General features: G+C 66.2%; 12 protein-coding genes, 2 pseudogenes and 1 riboswitch. Of the genes and pseudogenes, 1 reads left to right on the top strand and 13 read right to left on the bottom strand.

Annotated features, from left to right (window positions below; genetic code table 11):
- Positions 1–3: 3 nt before the first annotated feature.
- From ALC15_RS31415 to ALC15_RS48000, 13 genes and pseudogenes are all read right to left on the bottom strand, one after another.
- Entirely contained in the window at positions 4–642 is a 639-nt protein-coding gene (locus ALC15_RS31415; protein WP_050630641.1) for an urea amidolyase associated protein UAAP2, read from the bottom strand.
- Positions 639–1484, bottom strand: a complete 846-nt coding sequence (locus ALC15_RS31410) for an urea amidolyase associated protein UAAP1 (protein WP_050630640.1) — start codon at positions 1482–1484, stop codon at positions 639–641. The genes ALC15_RS31415 and ALC15_RS31410 overlap by 4 nt, the downstream gene beginning before the upstream one ends.
- Complete coding sequence (locus ALC15_RS31405) at positions 1481–2314, bottom strand: ABC transporter ATP-binding protein (protein WP_050630639.1); 834 nt, start codon at positions 2312–2314, stop codon at positions 1481–1483. The genes ALC15_RS31410 and ALC15_RS31405 overlap by 4 nt, the downstream gene beginning before the upstream one ends.
- Positions 2311–3129, bottom strand: a complete 819-nt coding sequence (locus ALC15_RS31400) for an ABC transporter permease (RefSeq protein ID WP_050630638.1) — start codon at positions 3127–3129, stop codon at positions 2311–2313. Before ALC15_RS31400 ends, ALC15_RS31405 begins: the two co-directional genes overlap by 4 nt.
- A 34-nt stretch (positions 3130–3163) precedes the next feature.
- Positions 3164–4234 (bottom strand): annotated as a pseudogene (locus ALC15_RS31395) (putative urea ABC transporter substrate-binding protein).
- Positions 4235–4312: 78 nt separating this feature from the next.
- A riboswitch (guanidine-I (ykkC/yxkD leader) is annotated at positions 4313–4423 on the bottom strand.
- 298 nt (positions 4424–4721) lie between these two features.
- The gene (locus tag ALC15_RS31385; RefSeq protein ID WP_050630636.1) at positions 4722–5366 is read right to left on the bottom strand and encodes a glutathione S-transferase family protein; all 645 of its coding nucleotides are present in this window, start codon (positions 5364–5366) and stop codon (positions 4722–4724) included.
- 4 nt (positions 5367–5370) lie between these two features.
- A complete protein-coding gene (locus ALC15_RS31380) occupies positions 5371–6111 on the bottom strand; it encodes an SDR family NAD(P)-dependent oxidoreductase (protein ID WP_050630635.1) in 741 nt (246 codons plus the stop codon).
- A 64-nt stretch (positions 6112–6175) separates the two neighbouring features.
- Positions 6176–7372 (bottom strand): CaiB/BaiF CoA transferase family protein, encoded by a 1197-nt coding sequence (locus ALC15_RS31375; protein ID WP_050630634.1) that lies wholly within the window; start codon positions 7370–7372, stop codon positions 6176–6178.
- 119 nt (positions 7373–7491) lie between these two features.
- Positions 7492–8364 carry an AraC family transcriptional regulator gene (locus ALC15_RS31370; RefSeq protein ID WP_050630633.1) on the bottom strand — a complete coding sequence of 291 codons (873 nt, stop codon included), beginning with the start codon at positions 8362–8364 and terminating at the stop codon, positions 7492–7494.
- A 167-nt stretch (positions 8365–8531) separates the two neighbouring features.
- Positions 8532–9224 carry a hypothetical protein gene (locus tag ALC15_RS31365; RefSeq protein ID WP_128089635.1) on the bottom strand — a complete coding sequence of 231 codons (693 nt, stop codon included), beginning with the start codon at positions 9222–9224 and terminating at the stop codon, positions 8532–8534.
- A 79-nt stretch (positions 9225–9303) separates the two neighbouring features.
- Positions 9304–9882, bottom strand: a complete 579-nt coding sequence (locus ALC15_RS31360; protein WP_095732478.1) for an invasion associated locus B family protein — start codon at positions 9880–9882, stop codon at positions 9304–9306.
- Positions 9879–13514 (bottom strand): beta strand repeat-containing protein, encoded by a 3636-nt coding sequence (locus ALC15_RS31355; protein ID WP_430649210.1) that lies wholly within the window; start codon positions 13512–13514, stop codon positions 9879–9881. The genes ALC15_RS31360 and ALC15_RS31355 overlap by 4 nt, the downstream gene beginning before the upstream one ends.
- 90 nt (positions 13515–13604) lie before the next feature.
- A pseudogene (locus tag ALC15_RS48000) lies at positions 13605–13886 on the bottom strand (hypothetical protein); the annotation flags it as partial.
- Between ALC15_RS48000 and ALC15_RS47995 the strand changes: the two are divergent.
- Positions 13801–14211, top strand: a complete 411-nt coding sequence (locus ALC15_RS47995; protein ID WP_050630629.1) for a hypothetical protein — start codon at positions 13801–13803, stop codon at positions 14209–14211. The pseudogene ALC15_RS48000 and the gene ALC15_RS47995 sit on opposite strands and share 86 nt — an antisense overlap.
- Positions 14212–14624 lie beyond the last annotated feature (413 nt).

The following is a 14624-nucleotide window of genomic DNA, read 5'->3' as shown; positions in this document are numbered from 1 at the left end:
GCCTCACGCCTCCGGCTCGAAGATCGTGACTTGCACCGGCGTCGGGAAGAAGCCGTTGCAGGGATTGTTGATCTGCGGGCAGTTCGAGATCAGGCACAGCACGTCCATCTCGGCGACCAGCTCGATGGCGTCGCCGGGCTTCGAGACACCGTCGACCACGGTGAAATTGCCGGCGGGGTCGATCGGCACGTTCATGAAGAAGTTCAGGTTCGGCACGATGTCGCGCTTCGACAACCCGTATTTCGCGGCCTCGATCACGAAGTTCTCGCGGCAGGCGTGCTGGTAGCGGGTCTGGTGCCCGAACCGCACGGTGTTGCTCTCGCAGGAACAGGCACCTGCCGACGTATCATGCAGGCCGCAACTGTCCGCCGTGACGCGCAGCATCACGCGGCCTTCATTGGACATGATCCGTGTGCCGAGCCCGACATAGGCCGAGCCCTGCGCGCGCAGCGTATCCTGCCCGCTGTAGCGCTCGCCGAAATCGCTGGCGCAATAGAACAGCGTATCGACCGCCTGCTGGCCATGGGTATCGGTGATGCGCAGGGTCTGCCCCTTGCGGATGATCGCCGACCACGGCTTTCGCGCGGCAATCTCAACGTCGAGAACAATACGGCCGTTGGCCTGAGCGGATTGCACGGTCATTGCATCGCTCCTTCGCTGGTCTCGCCGAAGTACAGTGCATTGTTCTCGAAGGCGCGGATTGCCTCCGCAGTCGCGGTGCGACACAGATCATCGGCCGCAGGCCCCTTGGCGCGATAGCGCACGATCTCCACGCTCGCCTGCGGGTACCTCGAAGCGGGATCGAGCGGATGCGGACAGTTCGACAGCGCGATCAACAGATCCATCTCGGCGCGCAGATCGACGAAGTCGCCCTTGGCGCGGCGCGGCGCCGACCAGACAAATCTTCCATCCGCGTCGATCGCGACCGGCGCAAAGAAGCTGACGCAGGGATGCACGTCGCGGCGGTCGAGCCCGAGCTTGCTTGCTGCGAGAATGAAGTTGTCGCGCGTGTTGCGAAAATTTCCGTCGCCGTATTTCGCCTGGTTGGTGGCAGTGGTCGAGCCGCCGACCACAGCATCATGTGCGGCGCTGGTGTCCTCGGTGATGCCGAGCAGCGCCCGCCCCATGTCGGACAGCAGGACGCGTCCCTTCTGCAGCCGCGCCGCCCACTGCACCTTGATGGTGTCGGCGTGGTTCAGCCGTTCACTGGGATCGGACGCATTCCAGGCCAGCAGGCTGACCGTGGATGTCCCCGCCGTGTTGACGATGCGCAGCGCATCGCCACGGTTGAGCCGCGCGGTCCAGTACCAGCCGGCCGGAATAACCTCCCGGTGAATGATCGCGTCGGCAGCGATCGGCGCGGCGTCCCGCGACGTCGGCACCGGCAGCGCGCGCGGCGCATGCTCCTGCCCCGCTGCCTTCAGCTCGTTGTAGCGCCGCGTGTGCGCCGCGACCTCGGCCTTCTGTTCCTCTGTGAGGATCATGGTTGCTCCTTCAAGACGAGAGCGCCGGGCCGTCCCGGCTGATGCTCCTTGCCTGACCGGGTCGTCCCGGCCGGAGCTGATTGAACGATCGCGCGCGGCTCGGCGCTGCGGCGCGGGAAAATCTCGAGATCGCGCGACACCGTGGCGCCGTAGCGCTCGCGCTCCTCGGGCCGGTTGCGCGAACGCTCCAGCGCGATCACACGCGTCGCGAGCCCGAATGCTTCGCTGAGATCATGCGTCACCATCACGACCGTCAGGTGGGTCTCGTTCCACAGCCGCTTCATCAGGACATGGATATCGGCGCGGATACCCGGATCGAGTGCGCCGAATGGCTCGTCGAGCAAGAGAATCTTCGGACCGCGCATGATCGCCTGCGCCAGCGCGAGGCGCTGCTGCATGCCGCCCGACAGCGCCGACGGGTATTTGCTCTCCTGACCGGCGAGGCCGACTTCGGCGAGCAGACTCATGGCATCGTCGGCGGCGGCGCGCCGCGCAGCGCCGAACAACCGGCCGGTGAACCTGGCGTCGCGCAACTCGCGGCCGAGCATGACGTTCTGCAGCACGGTGAGATGCGGAAACACCGAGTAGCGCTGGAACACCACGCCGCGGTCGGCGTCTGGCTCGCCCGGCAACGGTTTGCCGTCAACCAGGATTTGGCCGCGCGTCGGCTGCTCCTCTCCGAGCAGCATCCGCAGCAGCGTAGTCTTGCCGCAACCGGACGGGCCGACCAGCGCGATGAAGGCGCGCGGCTCGACCTCCATCGTGATGCGCTCGAGCACGATGTGGTCGCCGTATTCCTTCCAGACGTCGTCAAACCGGATCGCGCTCATTCCGCCCTCACCGAGGCAAACCAGGGAAACGCCTTGCGTTGCAGGACGCGCAGGCCGACATCGATCAGGAACGCCAGCAGCGTGATCCAGGCGACGTAGGGGATGATGACGTCCATCGCGAGATAGCGGCGCACCAGGAAGATCCGGTAGCCGAGCCCGGAATCCGAGGCGATCGCCTCGGCCGCGATCAGGAACAGCCACGCCGGGCCGAGCTGCAGCCGCAGCACGTCGATCAGCCGCGGCAGGGTTTGCGGCATCGCGACGCGCAGCGCGATCTGCCAGGTCGAGGCGCCGAGCGTCTGCGCCTTGACGATCTGCTCGCGCGGCAGCTCCTGCACCTTCATGGCAAGGTCGCGGACCATGCAGGGCAGCGTGCCGATCACGATCAGCGCGATCTTGGAATTCTCCCCTAGCCCCATCACGATGAACAGGATCGGCAACAATGCCAGCGGCGGCACCATCGAGGTCACCGACACGAACGGCCCTAGCAATGCATTGGCGCCCGGCAGCAGCCCGATCACGATGCCGAGCACCAGCGCGGCCACCGTCGAGATCGCCAGCGCCGACCCCAGCCGCCCGAGGCTGGCGACGGTGTCGGACGCCATCAGATAGCTGCCGGTGCGCGGGTCGACCTCGAACGCCATCTGCTTGACCGCCTGCACCATGCTCGGCAGCGCCGGCAGCAGCTTGTCGTTCGGGTTCTGCGCGAGCCGCGCGCTGGAGCCGGCGAAGTAGGCGATTGCGACCAACAGGAACGGCAGCGCGAGCAGATAGAATCGCGTCTGCCGTCCCGGCCGTATGTTCACAAGTCGCATCGTCGGCTCCTGTCTGAGGACGGCGTTGAGCGCGTCAGAGCTTGCCTTTGGCGGCTTCGGCCATATAGGTCGGGTCGAAGCGCAGCTTGACGTTCGCCTTGTCGCCCAGCACCGACTTGTCGGCGAGCTCGATGCCGACGCGTCGGCCGATTTAGCGCCCTTGCCGAGCAGGTCCTTCTCGAACAGGAACTTGCGGACCCGATCCATGGTCGCTCCGACGGTCTTGCTGCGCGTGAAGGCTTCGGCGTCGGTTGCCTTGTCGAACAGTTTGGTGGTCGAGAGCTGGCTGTCGAAGCCGGCGAGGTCGGTGCCGGAGCTTGGCCATCGCCTCCTTGGCGGCCTTCGCGGCGGGATCGTTCGCGGTCATCCTGGACAGCGTCTCGTACCAGATGCCGACCAACGCCTTGGCGAAATCCGGATTGTCCTTGGCAACCGCGGTGTTCACCACCATCAGGTCCATGATCTCGCCGGGGATCTGCGAGGAATCGAACACCTTCTTGGCGTCGGGCGATCCGAGGATTTCGGTCACGATCGGATTCCAGGTCACGACCGCATTGACATCAGGCGTCTTGTAGGCGGCGGCGATGTCGGCATCCGAGGTGTTGACGACCTTGACGTCCTTCTCGCTCAGCTTGCTGGTCTCGAGCGCGCGTGCCAGCAGATAATGCGACACCGAGAACTCGACCAGATTGACGGTCTGTCCCTTGATCGCGGCGAGGTCGGACTTGTTCTTCAGGATCACGGCGTCATTGCCGTTGGAGAAGTCACCCATCACGACCGCGGTCGTGTCGACGCCGCCAGCCGCCGGAATCGACAGCGCATCCATGTTGGTGATGGTAACGGCATCATAGCCGCCGGCGGTGTATTGGTTGATCGATTCGACGTAATCGTTGAACTGCTTGACCTCGATCGTGATGCCGTATTTGTCAGCCCACTTCTTGACGATGCCGGTGTCGGCCGCATAGCCCCACGGCATCCACCCGACATAGATCGACCAGGCGACCTTGAAATTCTTCTTCGGGGCAGCGTCGGCGGCGGGCGCGGCCGCGAGCGCAATTGCGCAGCCGACGACAACAGAGCGAAGGAAGAAAGAGAACTTGTTCATTGCCGATCCCTCTTGCGAAACTTCACAAAAAGGGACTGGCGAAAAGACCATCGCTCCGCCAATCCCTTGGCTAACGAGGTCTCCCGGGCTTTTATCCCGCCGTGCACCTGCGGGGATGTCTCCCCCGCAAGCGGCTGCTCTCGGACCAGCATCTTGCCTGGCAAGATCGGAACCCTAGCGGCCAACTCAGGGCCTTTGATGCAGGAGGCGTGCCACGGCACCGGTATTTGAATCTCATGAGATTTTCCGGTGCGCTTGGCACGACCGCAATGACGCTCTGCTCAAAAACTACGCAGGCGTGCCCAGAAATGGCTCTGTCATTTTGCCGGCGACATCAGCACGATGACATCACTGCGACCGTCGAGGGGGATGTTCGATGCGCAAGCTCTTGGGTGTCCTGTGCGCCGGCCTCTGGCGCGGGCTGCACGGCCGTTACGGCCTAACACCGACATGCGATATCGGCGGAGCAGACAGGCCGTAGGACCGGTCAGTTCTTCACGGTGTTGACCGCGACGCTCTCCTTGTAGGCCGGCCGCGCAGTGACCCGGTCGAGATAGGGCGTCGCGACATCGCAGACCCCGACGCCGTAATCGATGGCCCACACCAGGCAGGTCGTCAGCAGGATGTCCGCGCTGGTGAATTGATCGCCCATCAGATATTGGCGGCCATCGGACAGCGCCACTTCCACGTGCCTGAGCTGCTGGCGGAAATATTCCGCGGCCTTGCCGACCACGTCGGGCGCGTGGCCGTAGATATGCGCAAGACCCTGGAGGCCGTGGCGGCGCATCACGTAGAGGCTGGTCGAGTCCAGCTCGGCCACGATGAAGAAGCACCATTCCAGCCAGCGCGCGAAATCGCGCGCCGCGACCGGCACCAACGCAACATCGGGATTGGAATAGGTGCGTGCCAGATAGGCGACGATCGCGGCGCTCTCCCCGATCGTGAAGTCACCATCCTGCAGCAGCGGTATCTTCTGGCGCGGGTTCAGCTCCGTGTATTCGGGAGTCTTGGTCTCGCCCGAGCGCGGCAGGATCGGCCGGCAGCGATAGTCCAGGCCCAGTTCATGCAATGCCCAATGGGCCCGGATCGTCCGCGATGTCCCCACGCCCCACAGCGTCAGCGTTTCCGGCATGGCATCACCATTTCTCGACCGACGGCCGCAGGTCGAGCTCGTGGCTCCAGCCGTCGCGGCTTTGCTGGTGCACGAACCAGTAGGCCTCGGCGATGGAGGACGTCTTCGTCAGGGAATCCGGCGGGATCTCTGATGCCCCGATACCCCGATCGGCCATCCGCTGGTGAATGGCCGGACTGTCGACGCCGGCATCGATCAGCAGATGCGCGACATGGATGTTCTGCGGTCCGAGCTCGCGCGCCATCGCCTGGGCGACCGCGCGCAGGCCGAACTTGGCGGATGCGAATGCCGCAAAGCCGCTGCTGCCGCGCACGCTCGCGGTTGCGCCGGTGAACAGCATGGTGCCGCGACCATGCCGCAGCATATGCCGCGTCGCCTCGCGTCCGACCAGGAATCCGGCCATGCAGGCGAGCTCCCAGGCCTTGAAGAACAGCTTCTCGCTGGTCTCGTGCAGGTCTTTCTTCACGTTCGAGCCCGCATTGAACAGGCAGACCTCGATCGGCCCGATCTCGCGCTCGACCCGCTCGCAAAGCTCCTGCACCTCGGTCTCGCGCCGCGCGTCGACGGCGAACGCGTGCACCTTGCTTCCGGCGCCGGTCAGCTCCGCGACCAGCGCGCTCGATTTCGCCGGGTCACGCCGTGCGATGCAGACGGAGTAGCCGCCGGCGGCGAACCGCCGCGCCACCGCGGCGCCGATCGCATCGCCCGCGCCAACCAGCAAAGCAGTCTTGTTCATCTCGGCCATAGGACATCTCCCACCGACGGCGGTTGTTCAGTTCGGGAATGGATACGTTGCGCGGTGCGGTCGCTCAGACCGCGCGCACGGCTTTCTGCGCGATCATCTCCGCGATGGCGGCTTCGCCATATCCGAGGTCGGACAGCACCTGCCTTGTATGCTGGCCGATGCGCGGGGCCGGGCCGCCGATCGCGGCGGCATCGACCTCGAACCGCGCCGCAGGCTTCGGCTGCCGCACGGTGCCGACCCCGGGCTGCTCCAGCTCGGCGATCAGCCCGCGCGCAACCACCTGCTCGTTGGCGATGATCTCGCCGCGCCGCAGGATCGGCGCGCAGGGCACGTCGGCCGCATCGAGCCGTGTCAGCCATTCGGCGGTGGTGTGCTTGCCGATATAGTCCTGCATCTTGTTGATGCGCGCGGTCGCATTGACCGAGCGCGACGCCGGCGTGGCGAAACGCTCGTCGGCGGCAAGCGCGGGATCGCCGGTCGCCTTGCAGAAGCCCTGCCATTCCGAATCGGAGATCGTCCCGCAGGTGAGATAGCCGTCCGAGGTCTGAAACACGAGATCGGGACGATCGTTCGGATCCGAGGTGGTCTGCTCCCGGCCGACCACGGTGTATTGCATCATGCCCTCCGGCCAGAGATAGGCGACCATCGCGTCGAGCATCGCCACCTGGATATGCTGGCCGCTGCCGGATTTTTCCCGGGCGTACAGCGCCGCCGTGATTGCCTGCGCGGCATAGACCGCCGTCGTCTTGTCGGCCACGATGGTCCGGATCATCTGCGGACGGTTGGTCACCGGCTGCGCCTGGATATCGCAGAAGCCCGACAGCGCCTGAACGATCGGGTCATAGACGCGCTTCTTGGCATAAGGCCCGTCCTCGCCGACGCCGCTGATCGAGACATAGATCAACCGCGGATTCTTGCTGCGCACCTCGTCCGGACCGAGCCCGAGACGTTCCATCGTGCCTGGCCGGAAATTCTGCACCAGCACGTCGGCCTGCAGCACCAGCTTGCCCAGCACGTCCCGGCCGGCATCGGTCTTCATGTCGATCGAGAGCGACCGCTTGCCGCGGTTCGACGAGATGAATAATGCCGAGAACTCGCCGGTCTTGTCGACATTGGCCCGGCTGCGGCGGGTGATGTCGCCGCCAATCGGTTCGACCTTCAGGACATCCGCGCCCTGATCGGCCAGGAACATCGTCGCGAACGGGCCAGAAACGACACCGGTCAGATCAAGTACGCGAACTCCCGCCAATGGCCCTGGCATGCTTGGTTTCCTTCTCAGATGTGCTGAGGCGACCAGCCCCGCGCGCAACTTCGGCTTACGCCAGCGCATCCGCGCCCGCTTGCGGGAAATCGCCGCGACTTGCAGAAAAGCGCCGAAACTCAGGCGCGGCGCTGCTGCCGGAATGTGGATGGGCTTACGCCCGTCGCCTGCCGGAACGCCGACGAGAAATGCTGGGCGTGGCTGAAGCCCGACGCCAGCGCGATGCTGGTGAGGCTCTCGTCGGTCTCGCCGAGGCGGCGCTTGGCCGATTCAATGCGCAGACCGAGCACATAGCGGTGCGGGCTGGTGCCGGTGCTCTCCTGGAAGGCGCGCAGGAAATGCCGCTTGCTCAAGCCTGCGACATCCGACAGCGCCGACAGCGAGATCGTCTCGCCGAGATTGTCGCGGACGAACTCCTCGATCTTCCGCAGCTTCAGCGCCGGCAATCCGCCGCGGCTCAGCGGCTTCGGCGGTGCCGCGCCGCACGACAGCCGCGCCATGTGGGCCAGCGCCTGGCTGGCCCAGCCCTCGGCGAACAGGTCGAACAGGTTGTCGGGCGTCGCGGCTTCCTCGCTGAGTTCGGCAAGGCCGCGGCAGAGCTGGGCGTGCCCGAACGCAATCGCCGGCCGTTCGATGACGCCGTTCAGGCGGCTCTGCACGAACGTTGGATCGAGGAACACGACGACATAGTCGAATGCGGGCCCGACCGACCATTCGCCCTCGATCTCGGTGCCGGCGGGAAACAGCGCGAGATTTGCCGCCTCGGAAAAATCGTACTCGACGGGCCGGCCGTCGATCGTGGCCCGCAACCGCGAGCAGCCGTTGCGGAACCAGAACAGGGTCAGCTCGGGCTGGCGGAAGTGCCAGTTCATGCGGGGGCGCGAGGTTCGGCTGAGCAGCTCGACCCTGATCGGCTTCGACCGCGCGATGACGGACGACACAAGCTCACCGCCGACCTGGCGCACAAACTGGCCCCGACGCGCTTCCTCCATGGACATCTCCTCCGCGTTCGGCACGGATGGTAAGTTCCAAATCAGAATTGACGATCCGGAGCAGGAAATCCAGCCCTTTCTCGGCTGATCGCCAAGATGTTAGCGGGCAGCTGCAGAGGAGCCTGGCCAAGGAGGGCTGTATGCGAGGAGGCGCAGCTCGCGCCGAACTACCCCGCGATCCGCAGCGCGGTCACGGCGACGCAGGCATTGCCGAACGGAATCAGCACCACCTGCGCGCCGTTCGGCAACGCCGACGTCGCGAGTTCCCCGAGCGCGCCGTTCTGCCCGTTGAGCTTGGCGAGTTCGGCGGCAACCGTCGGGCAGCTCTCGGTCCGCGGTGTCACCCGCACCAGATTGCCCTCGCAGGACGACCCGACCGGCGCGGCAAACACAACCCCGGCGGCCTGTTGGCTGGCACTGCCCTGCGGGGCCTGATTGCCCTGCGGGGCTTGGTTCGGTGCGAGCGCGACCAACGACTGCACCGAATGGGCATTGCCGGCCTTGGCGTCCCATTGTGACTGCGCGGTGTAGGTGGAGTTCATCGCAATTCCACGGCCGAGCGTCCCGAACAGATTGGCGCAGGTCACGATGTTGGCCTGCCGCGCCTGATCATCGAACACCGTCGGTTGCTGCCCCGCCTGCTGCGGCGGAACTGCTGCGGCGGCAGCGGGCGGTGTCTGCGCTTCCGGCGCACGCGACTTATGCGGCTGCGGCTTGGCTGCGGCGGGCTTCTTGGCCGGAGCCGGTGCAGCCGGCTGCAATGGTACCGGCTGCGCCTGCTGCGCATAGACCACGACGCCGGCGGCACCGAGCGCGGCCACGACGACCGCAACAAAGATCAATCCAAGGGTGCGCCGCATCGGCCATCCGTCCTTTTCACTTTGCGCTTCAGTCTCGAGCCGGATCCGGGAATTCCACATCCGCATGTCCGATCTCGCTTCATTTGAGTTTCGCCAGCACGCCGGACAATCCGTCCAGCGGCGCCTCCAGCGTGATCGGCCCGCCCTGCGGAAGCGGATAGGACACGAGGCACGGCGTCGCCGCGCGGATGTGCCGCCGCAGCACGTTGCCGATCGCGATCGTGGCGAAGCAGAAATTGGTGTCGCAGCGATCGGTCTGCGCGACGATGCGGTCGGGGCTGTCGCCCATCGCAAGCTCGATCTGCGCGCCGACCCCGGCGACTGCCGGAATCCGCATCGCCATCAGCGGCTTGCCGTCGGCGGTCGCGATCAGCGACCAGTTGAAGGCGACCGCGCCTTGCGCGTTGACGATCGACTGCGTGACGTTGCAGACCCGGCGCTTCGATTTCAGGCTCTCGTCGCAGATCAAGGTCCAGTTCTTGAACGGCTGGATCATCCGCCTGAACTCGCCGAGCGTCTCGCCTTCCGGCACCATGACGTCCGACGGCTTCACGGTGTAGGCGGGAGGCGACGCCGACTGCGCGGCCGCGCCTGCCGCCGCCGCGAGCCAGATCGCCAACGCCAGACACGCCAGCCGCCTCGTCGAGGTCAGGGTCAATTGAGCGTCAGGCTCAAGCCGGCGCTGACACCCCAGTCGCCACCGGCGGTCGTCGCCGCGGCGTTGGTGCGCAGCCGGCCGTTCTCGCTGGTGTAGCCGATGCCGAAGGCGAGCGCGCCCTGGCTGCGCCAGACGCCACCGCCGGCCGACGCGCTGATCTTGCCGGGCCGGTCGTCATAGCGCAGCGATGCCGCCGCCATGCCGATCGCCGCCGCGCGCCAGGCGTCCTGCCGCACCTCGCCGATCTGGCCGTTAAGCTGCTGGAACGCACTGTTGAGCTGGTTGACATTGACCGCATCGGTTCCGGCGACGCCCGCCGCGACGTTGCTGATGGTTACCGGCCCGCCGTTGCCGCTGTTCAGCGTCACCTTGTTCGTGGTGTTGCCGGAAGCATCGGTGTCGTAACGGATCGAGCTCGAGGCAACCGCCTGGAGCTGGCTGACATTGACCGCATCGGTCGCGGCCGAGCCGGCAGCGACATTGGTGACGCGGCGCTCGGCGCCGGACGAGCCGACCGACACTTCGCCGGTCGCGACCCCCGCGACGCTCTTGCCGACCACCGGCGTGTAGGCCGCATCGCTCAGATTGGCCGTGGTGGTCGCGTTCGCGCCGAGCGCGAGCGAGTTGGCAGAAGTCGCCTTGGCGCCGGCGCCGATCGCGACCGAATTGTCGCCCGAAGCGGCCGAGCCGTTGCCCATCGAGATCGCGTTCGCCCCGCTTGCGACCGACTTCGGCCCGATCGCGACACTCTCCGCGCCGGTCGCGATGGAATCCGCCGCGGTCGAATTGGCGTGGAAATATTTCACGCCGCCACCGCCGGTCGAGATGTTGTTGACCGTGGTGTAGAGCGCGGCGAGCGAGGTGTTGGTGGCCCAGAGCTGCGAACCGTTTATCGCATCCGTCGAGGTCGCGTTGATCTGGCCCGCGGCGACGTTGGTGATGGTGCGCTCGGCCCCGGCGCTGCCGACGCTGACCGTCGAGGTTGGATTGGTGCCGGCGAAGTCGTAGGTGGTGCCGGCGATCGTGGTGTTGGCGGTCTTGACCACCGCCTGTGTGGTCGAGTTGGCGCCGAGCGCGACGTCGCCGGCCTGCGCGGTCGCCTTGGCATTCGGGCCGAGCGCGACACTGGTCGGGTTGGTGGTCTGGGATCCGGCGCCGATCGACACCGACTGGATGCCGCTCGCCTGGGCGTTGGTGCCGAACGCAATCGAATCGGCGAAGTTGGACACCGAGTTCTGGCCGATGGCGATGCCGCCGGGCGCGGTCTGCGCCACGGTTGCGCCAAATCCCATGCCGATACCGTTGTCGCCATTGACCACGGTCTGCGGTCCGACCGCGACCGAGTTGTTGCCGACCGCGAGCGAGTCGGCGAGCGTCGAGTTGGCGTGGAAGTATTTCGTGGTCGTGGTCGCGAACGACGACAGCGCGCCGGTCAGCTGCCGCACGGTGACGGCGTCGCTCGACTGGGTGCCGTCGGCGACGTTGGTGATCTGCCGATAGCTCGTCGCATTGCCGACCGACACCGCCCCGAGCAGCGTGAGATCGGTGGTGTTGTAGGGGATGATGGTGCCGCCGATGATGCCGGAAGCCGGCGCGACGGCGCGATTTGAGATCGACCCCGAGCCGATCGCGACGCCGTCGGCAACCGTGGCCTGGGTGTTGAAGCCGAGCGCGGTGGAGTTCGCCGCGGTCGCCGATGCTGCGACGCCGGCTGCCATCGAGTTGGTGCCGGTCGCGCCGTTGTTGTTGTAGTTGGCCTGCTGGGTGCCGCCGTCGTTGTAGCTGTAATAATGTGTCAGGCCGTTGTTGACGATGGTCGAGAGGCTGTCGATCGCGGACGTCGCGGCAAACAGCTGCGAGCCGTTGATGGCGTCGGTCGAGCCGTTGCTGATGCGTCCCGCGGCGACATTGGTGATGGTGCGCTCGTTGCCGACCGAGCCGACGCTGACCGTCGAGAGCGGTGTCGTGCCGGCGAAGCCGTAGGTATTGCCGCCAATGACGATGCTGGCGGTTTGAACCGCCGCGGCGGTCTGGCTGCCGGAGCCGAGCGCGACAGCGCCGGCGTTGCTCGCCGTGGCGTTGGCGCCGAGCGCAAGCGAATTGGCCTGGCTGGCCGTCGCGGACGTACCGCCGGCAAACGAGCTGGCGCCCGATGCCGTCGCGCTGGCGCCGACCGCGGTGGATGCCGAGCCCGACGCGGTGGTCTGAGTGCCGAGAGCAATTGAATCGCGACCGGATGCCTTCGGACCGCCACCAAAGGCGTCGCCGATCGCGATAGCGCCATCATTCGTTGCCTGCCCCGCACCGACGGCAATCGCGCCGGTCAGCGGCTGATTGCTGAGCGACGAGGCAAGCGCGCCCGAACCGATTGCCGTGTCGGATGATGCCCGTGCCGCGGCGCCAGTGCCAACCGCGACACTGCTCACGCCGGCGGCACTCGCACTGACGCCAGCCGCGAGCGCGTTGGCGCCGGTGGCTCCGGCGTTGTTGTAGTTGGTGTCCGTTCCCGGCGTCGTGCTGTTGACGCTGTAGTCGTGGATCGCGCCGGCTGTGATCTGGCTCGAGAGCGTATTGGCGACGCTATAGAGCTGCGAGCCGTTGATGGCATCGGTCGAGGTCTGCGTGACCCGGCCTGCCGCGACGTTGGTGATGGTGCGCTCGGCGCCGACCGCGCCGACGCTGATCGTGGACCCGGGCGTGGTGCCGGCGAAGTTGCCAAACGTGATGCCGTTGACGACGGCATTTGGCGTGCCGACCGCGGCAGCGGTGACGCTGCCGGAGCCGAGCGCGACATCGCCGGATTTTGCCGCCGCCGTGGCGCCATCGCCCAATGCGATATTGCCGGCAAGACCGGCGGCACCCGCGGTGGAGCCGTTGCCGAGCGCCACCGAGCCCTGCCCGATCGCCTTGTTGTTGTTGCCGATCGCGACCGCACCGTTGGCTTGGTTGGCGGCGGTGGCGCTGGCCGTGCCGTCGCTGTTGGCGATGTTATTGGCGCCGCCGGTGAATGCGCCGGTGCCGCTGGCATAGCTGGGATCGCCGATCGAAACCGCGCCGTTGCCGTAAGCGGTGTTGTTCGCGCCGATCGAGACGGCCTGCCCGCCGGAGGCCGTCGAATTGGTGCCCAGGGCGACCGCATTGGAGGAGCTGGCCGCCGCATTGTTACCGACAGCGATGGCGCTCGTGGCCGACGCATTGGCGCCGATGCCGAGCGCGGTGCTGCCGATTCCGCTGGCGCTGGCGCTGACGCCGGCCGCGAGAGAATTGTCTCCCGTCGCCTTCGCTCCAGATCCGAATGAGGAGGCATTTTGGCCGCTGGCAACGGCCGTGTTGCCGACCGCAGTGCTGGCGGCGGCACTCGCATTTGAGGCGGTGCCGATCGCCAGCGAACTTGTGCCGGCGGCGCTTGCCCCAACGCCGGTCGCGAGCGAATTGATACCGGCGGATGCCGCATTGTTGCCGATCGCGATGCCGCCTGTCGCCGCACTGTTGACGATGGCGCCTGATCCAATCGCGACCGAGCCCCCGGTGCTCAGCGCCTGCGCCTGATTGCCCAATGCAACGCTGAAATCCGCGCTCGCTTTTGCGAGGTTGCCAGCGGCCAGCGAGCTGGTGCCGGTGGCCTGGGCCACGGTTCCGATCGCGGTTGCGTTGTCACCGCCGCCGTTCGCATTGATGCCCAAAGAGATTGCTTGAACACCGGTGGAGAGCGCCCCACCGCCGATCGCTGTGCTGTTCACACCTCTAGCACTCGCTGACTCGCCCAAAGCCAGAGTATTTTGTTGGTTCGCGACCGCTCCCTGACCCAAGGCGATTGCATTGACGGCACTTGCGTTTGCGAGATACCCCATGGATACGGCCCCGATACCCGAGGCGGCAGCTCCGTTGCCGATAGCGGTAGACTGATTGGCCGTCGCTGTGGCCGATGTGCCAAAGGCACTGGCTCCGGTTGCCGTTGCAGAAGCCGTGGTGCCGACAGAGGTTGCCCACGGCCCCGTTGCCACCGCGGCATTGCCGATCGCGATCGCTTCGAAGGTGTTGCCGGCCGGCCCGTTCCCACTTGCGTTAGAGTTGACGCCGATGGCGATCGGGGAGCCGCCGCTGGCCCCCGCGACCGCCTGGGCGCCAGTTCCGATTCCGACTTGCGAACCGCTGCCGCCGGTGGTCGCACCGCCAAGGTTCACGGTGCCAGCGCTCGCTGCCGACGTCGCGGCGATCATGATCGCGAATCCACCGAGCGTTGCGGCCATCGTCGAACTGAACCCGCCGATACCCAGCGACCCGAGCCCGAGCCGGTCGCGCTTCACGCCAAGCATCCGATGCGCCTGACGCAGTACGGTGAGCAACCGGCGCCGCAGCGAGCGGCTGTCCGCGTCACCAGACGCAACCCAGCTCCGCACGAAGCCGGTGCGGCCTTGACGCTTCAGCAACGCGGTTGGAGTCTGTGCGACAGCCATGGTGCTTCCCCTTTATGACATCTGGTCCAGACGTCGGGGGTGCTGTGCCACAGCAGACCGAATGCGGTCCCATCGGACACGCATATGGAGACATCATGAGCGCGCGATCCGCGCTCGTCTTCCGGTCCTGGCGAACGATGTGTCGAACTCAGCGAGCGCATCTTGCCACCCAGCGCTCGCTCGACTGCCCCACCAATTTGCCCCGAGTCGTCATAACGGAAAATGATAGACACATATTTGACAACGTCACTCAGCAGGCCGTCCAAATAGCGGGCAGATCGTCTC

It is taken from the genome of Bradyrhizobium viridifuturi (assembly GCF_001238275.1).
GTDB lineage: Bacteria > Pseudomonadota > Alphaproteobacteria > Rhizobiales > Xanthobacteraceae > Bradyrhizobium > Bradyrhizobium viridifuturi.
This window is presented reverse-complemented; position numbering and strand designations above follow the sequence as displayed.

Coding starts and splice junctions, on each gene's coding strand:
- ALC15_RS31415 (WP_050630641.1), bottom strand. CDS start 642: ATGACCGTGCAATCCGCTCAGGCCAACGGCCGTATTGTTCTCGACGTT.
- ALC15_RS31410 (WP_050630640.1), bottom strand. CDS start 1,484: ATGATCCTCACAGAGGAACAGAAGGCCGAGGTCGCGGCGCACACGCGG.
- ALC15_RS31405 (WP_050630639.1), bottom strand. CDS start 2,314: ATGAGCGCGATCCGGTTTGACGACGTCTGGAAGGAATACGGCGACCAC.
- ALC15_RS31400 (WP_050630638.1), bottom strand. CDS start 3,129: ATGCGACTTGTGAACATACGGCCGGGACGGCAGACGCGATTCTATCTG.
- ALC15_RS31385 (WP_050630636.1), bottom strand. CDS start 5,366: ATGCCGGAAACGCTGACGCTGTGGGGCGTGGGGACATCGCGGACGATC.
- ALC15_RS31380 (WP_050630635.1), bottom strand. CDS start 6,111: ATGGCCGAGATGAACAAGACTGCTTTGCTGGTTGGCGCGGGCGATGCG.
- ALC15_RS31375 (WP_050630634.1), bottom strand. CDS start 7,372: ATGCCAGGGCCATTGGCGGGAGTTCGCGTACTTGATCTGACCGGTGTC.
- ALC15_RS31370 (WP_050630633.1), bottom strand. CDS start 8,364: ATGGAGGAAGCGCGTCGGGGCCAGTTTGTGCGCCAGGTCGGCGGTGAG.
- ALC15_RS31365 (WP_128089635.1), bottom strand. CDS start 9,224: ATGCGGCGCACCCTTGGATTGATCTTTGTTGCGGTCGTCGTGGCCGCG.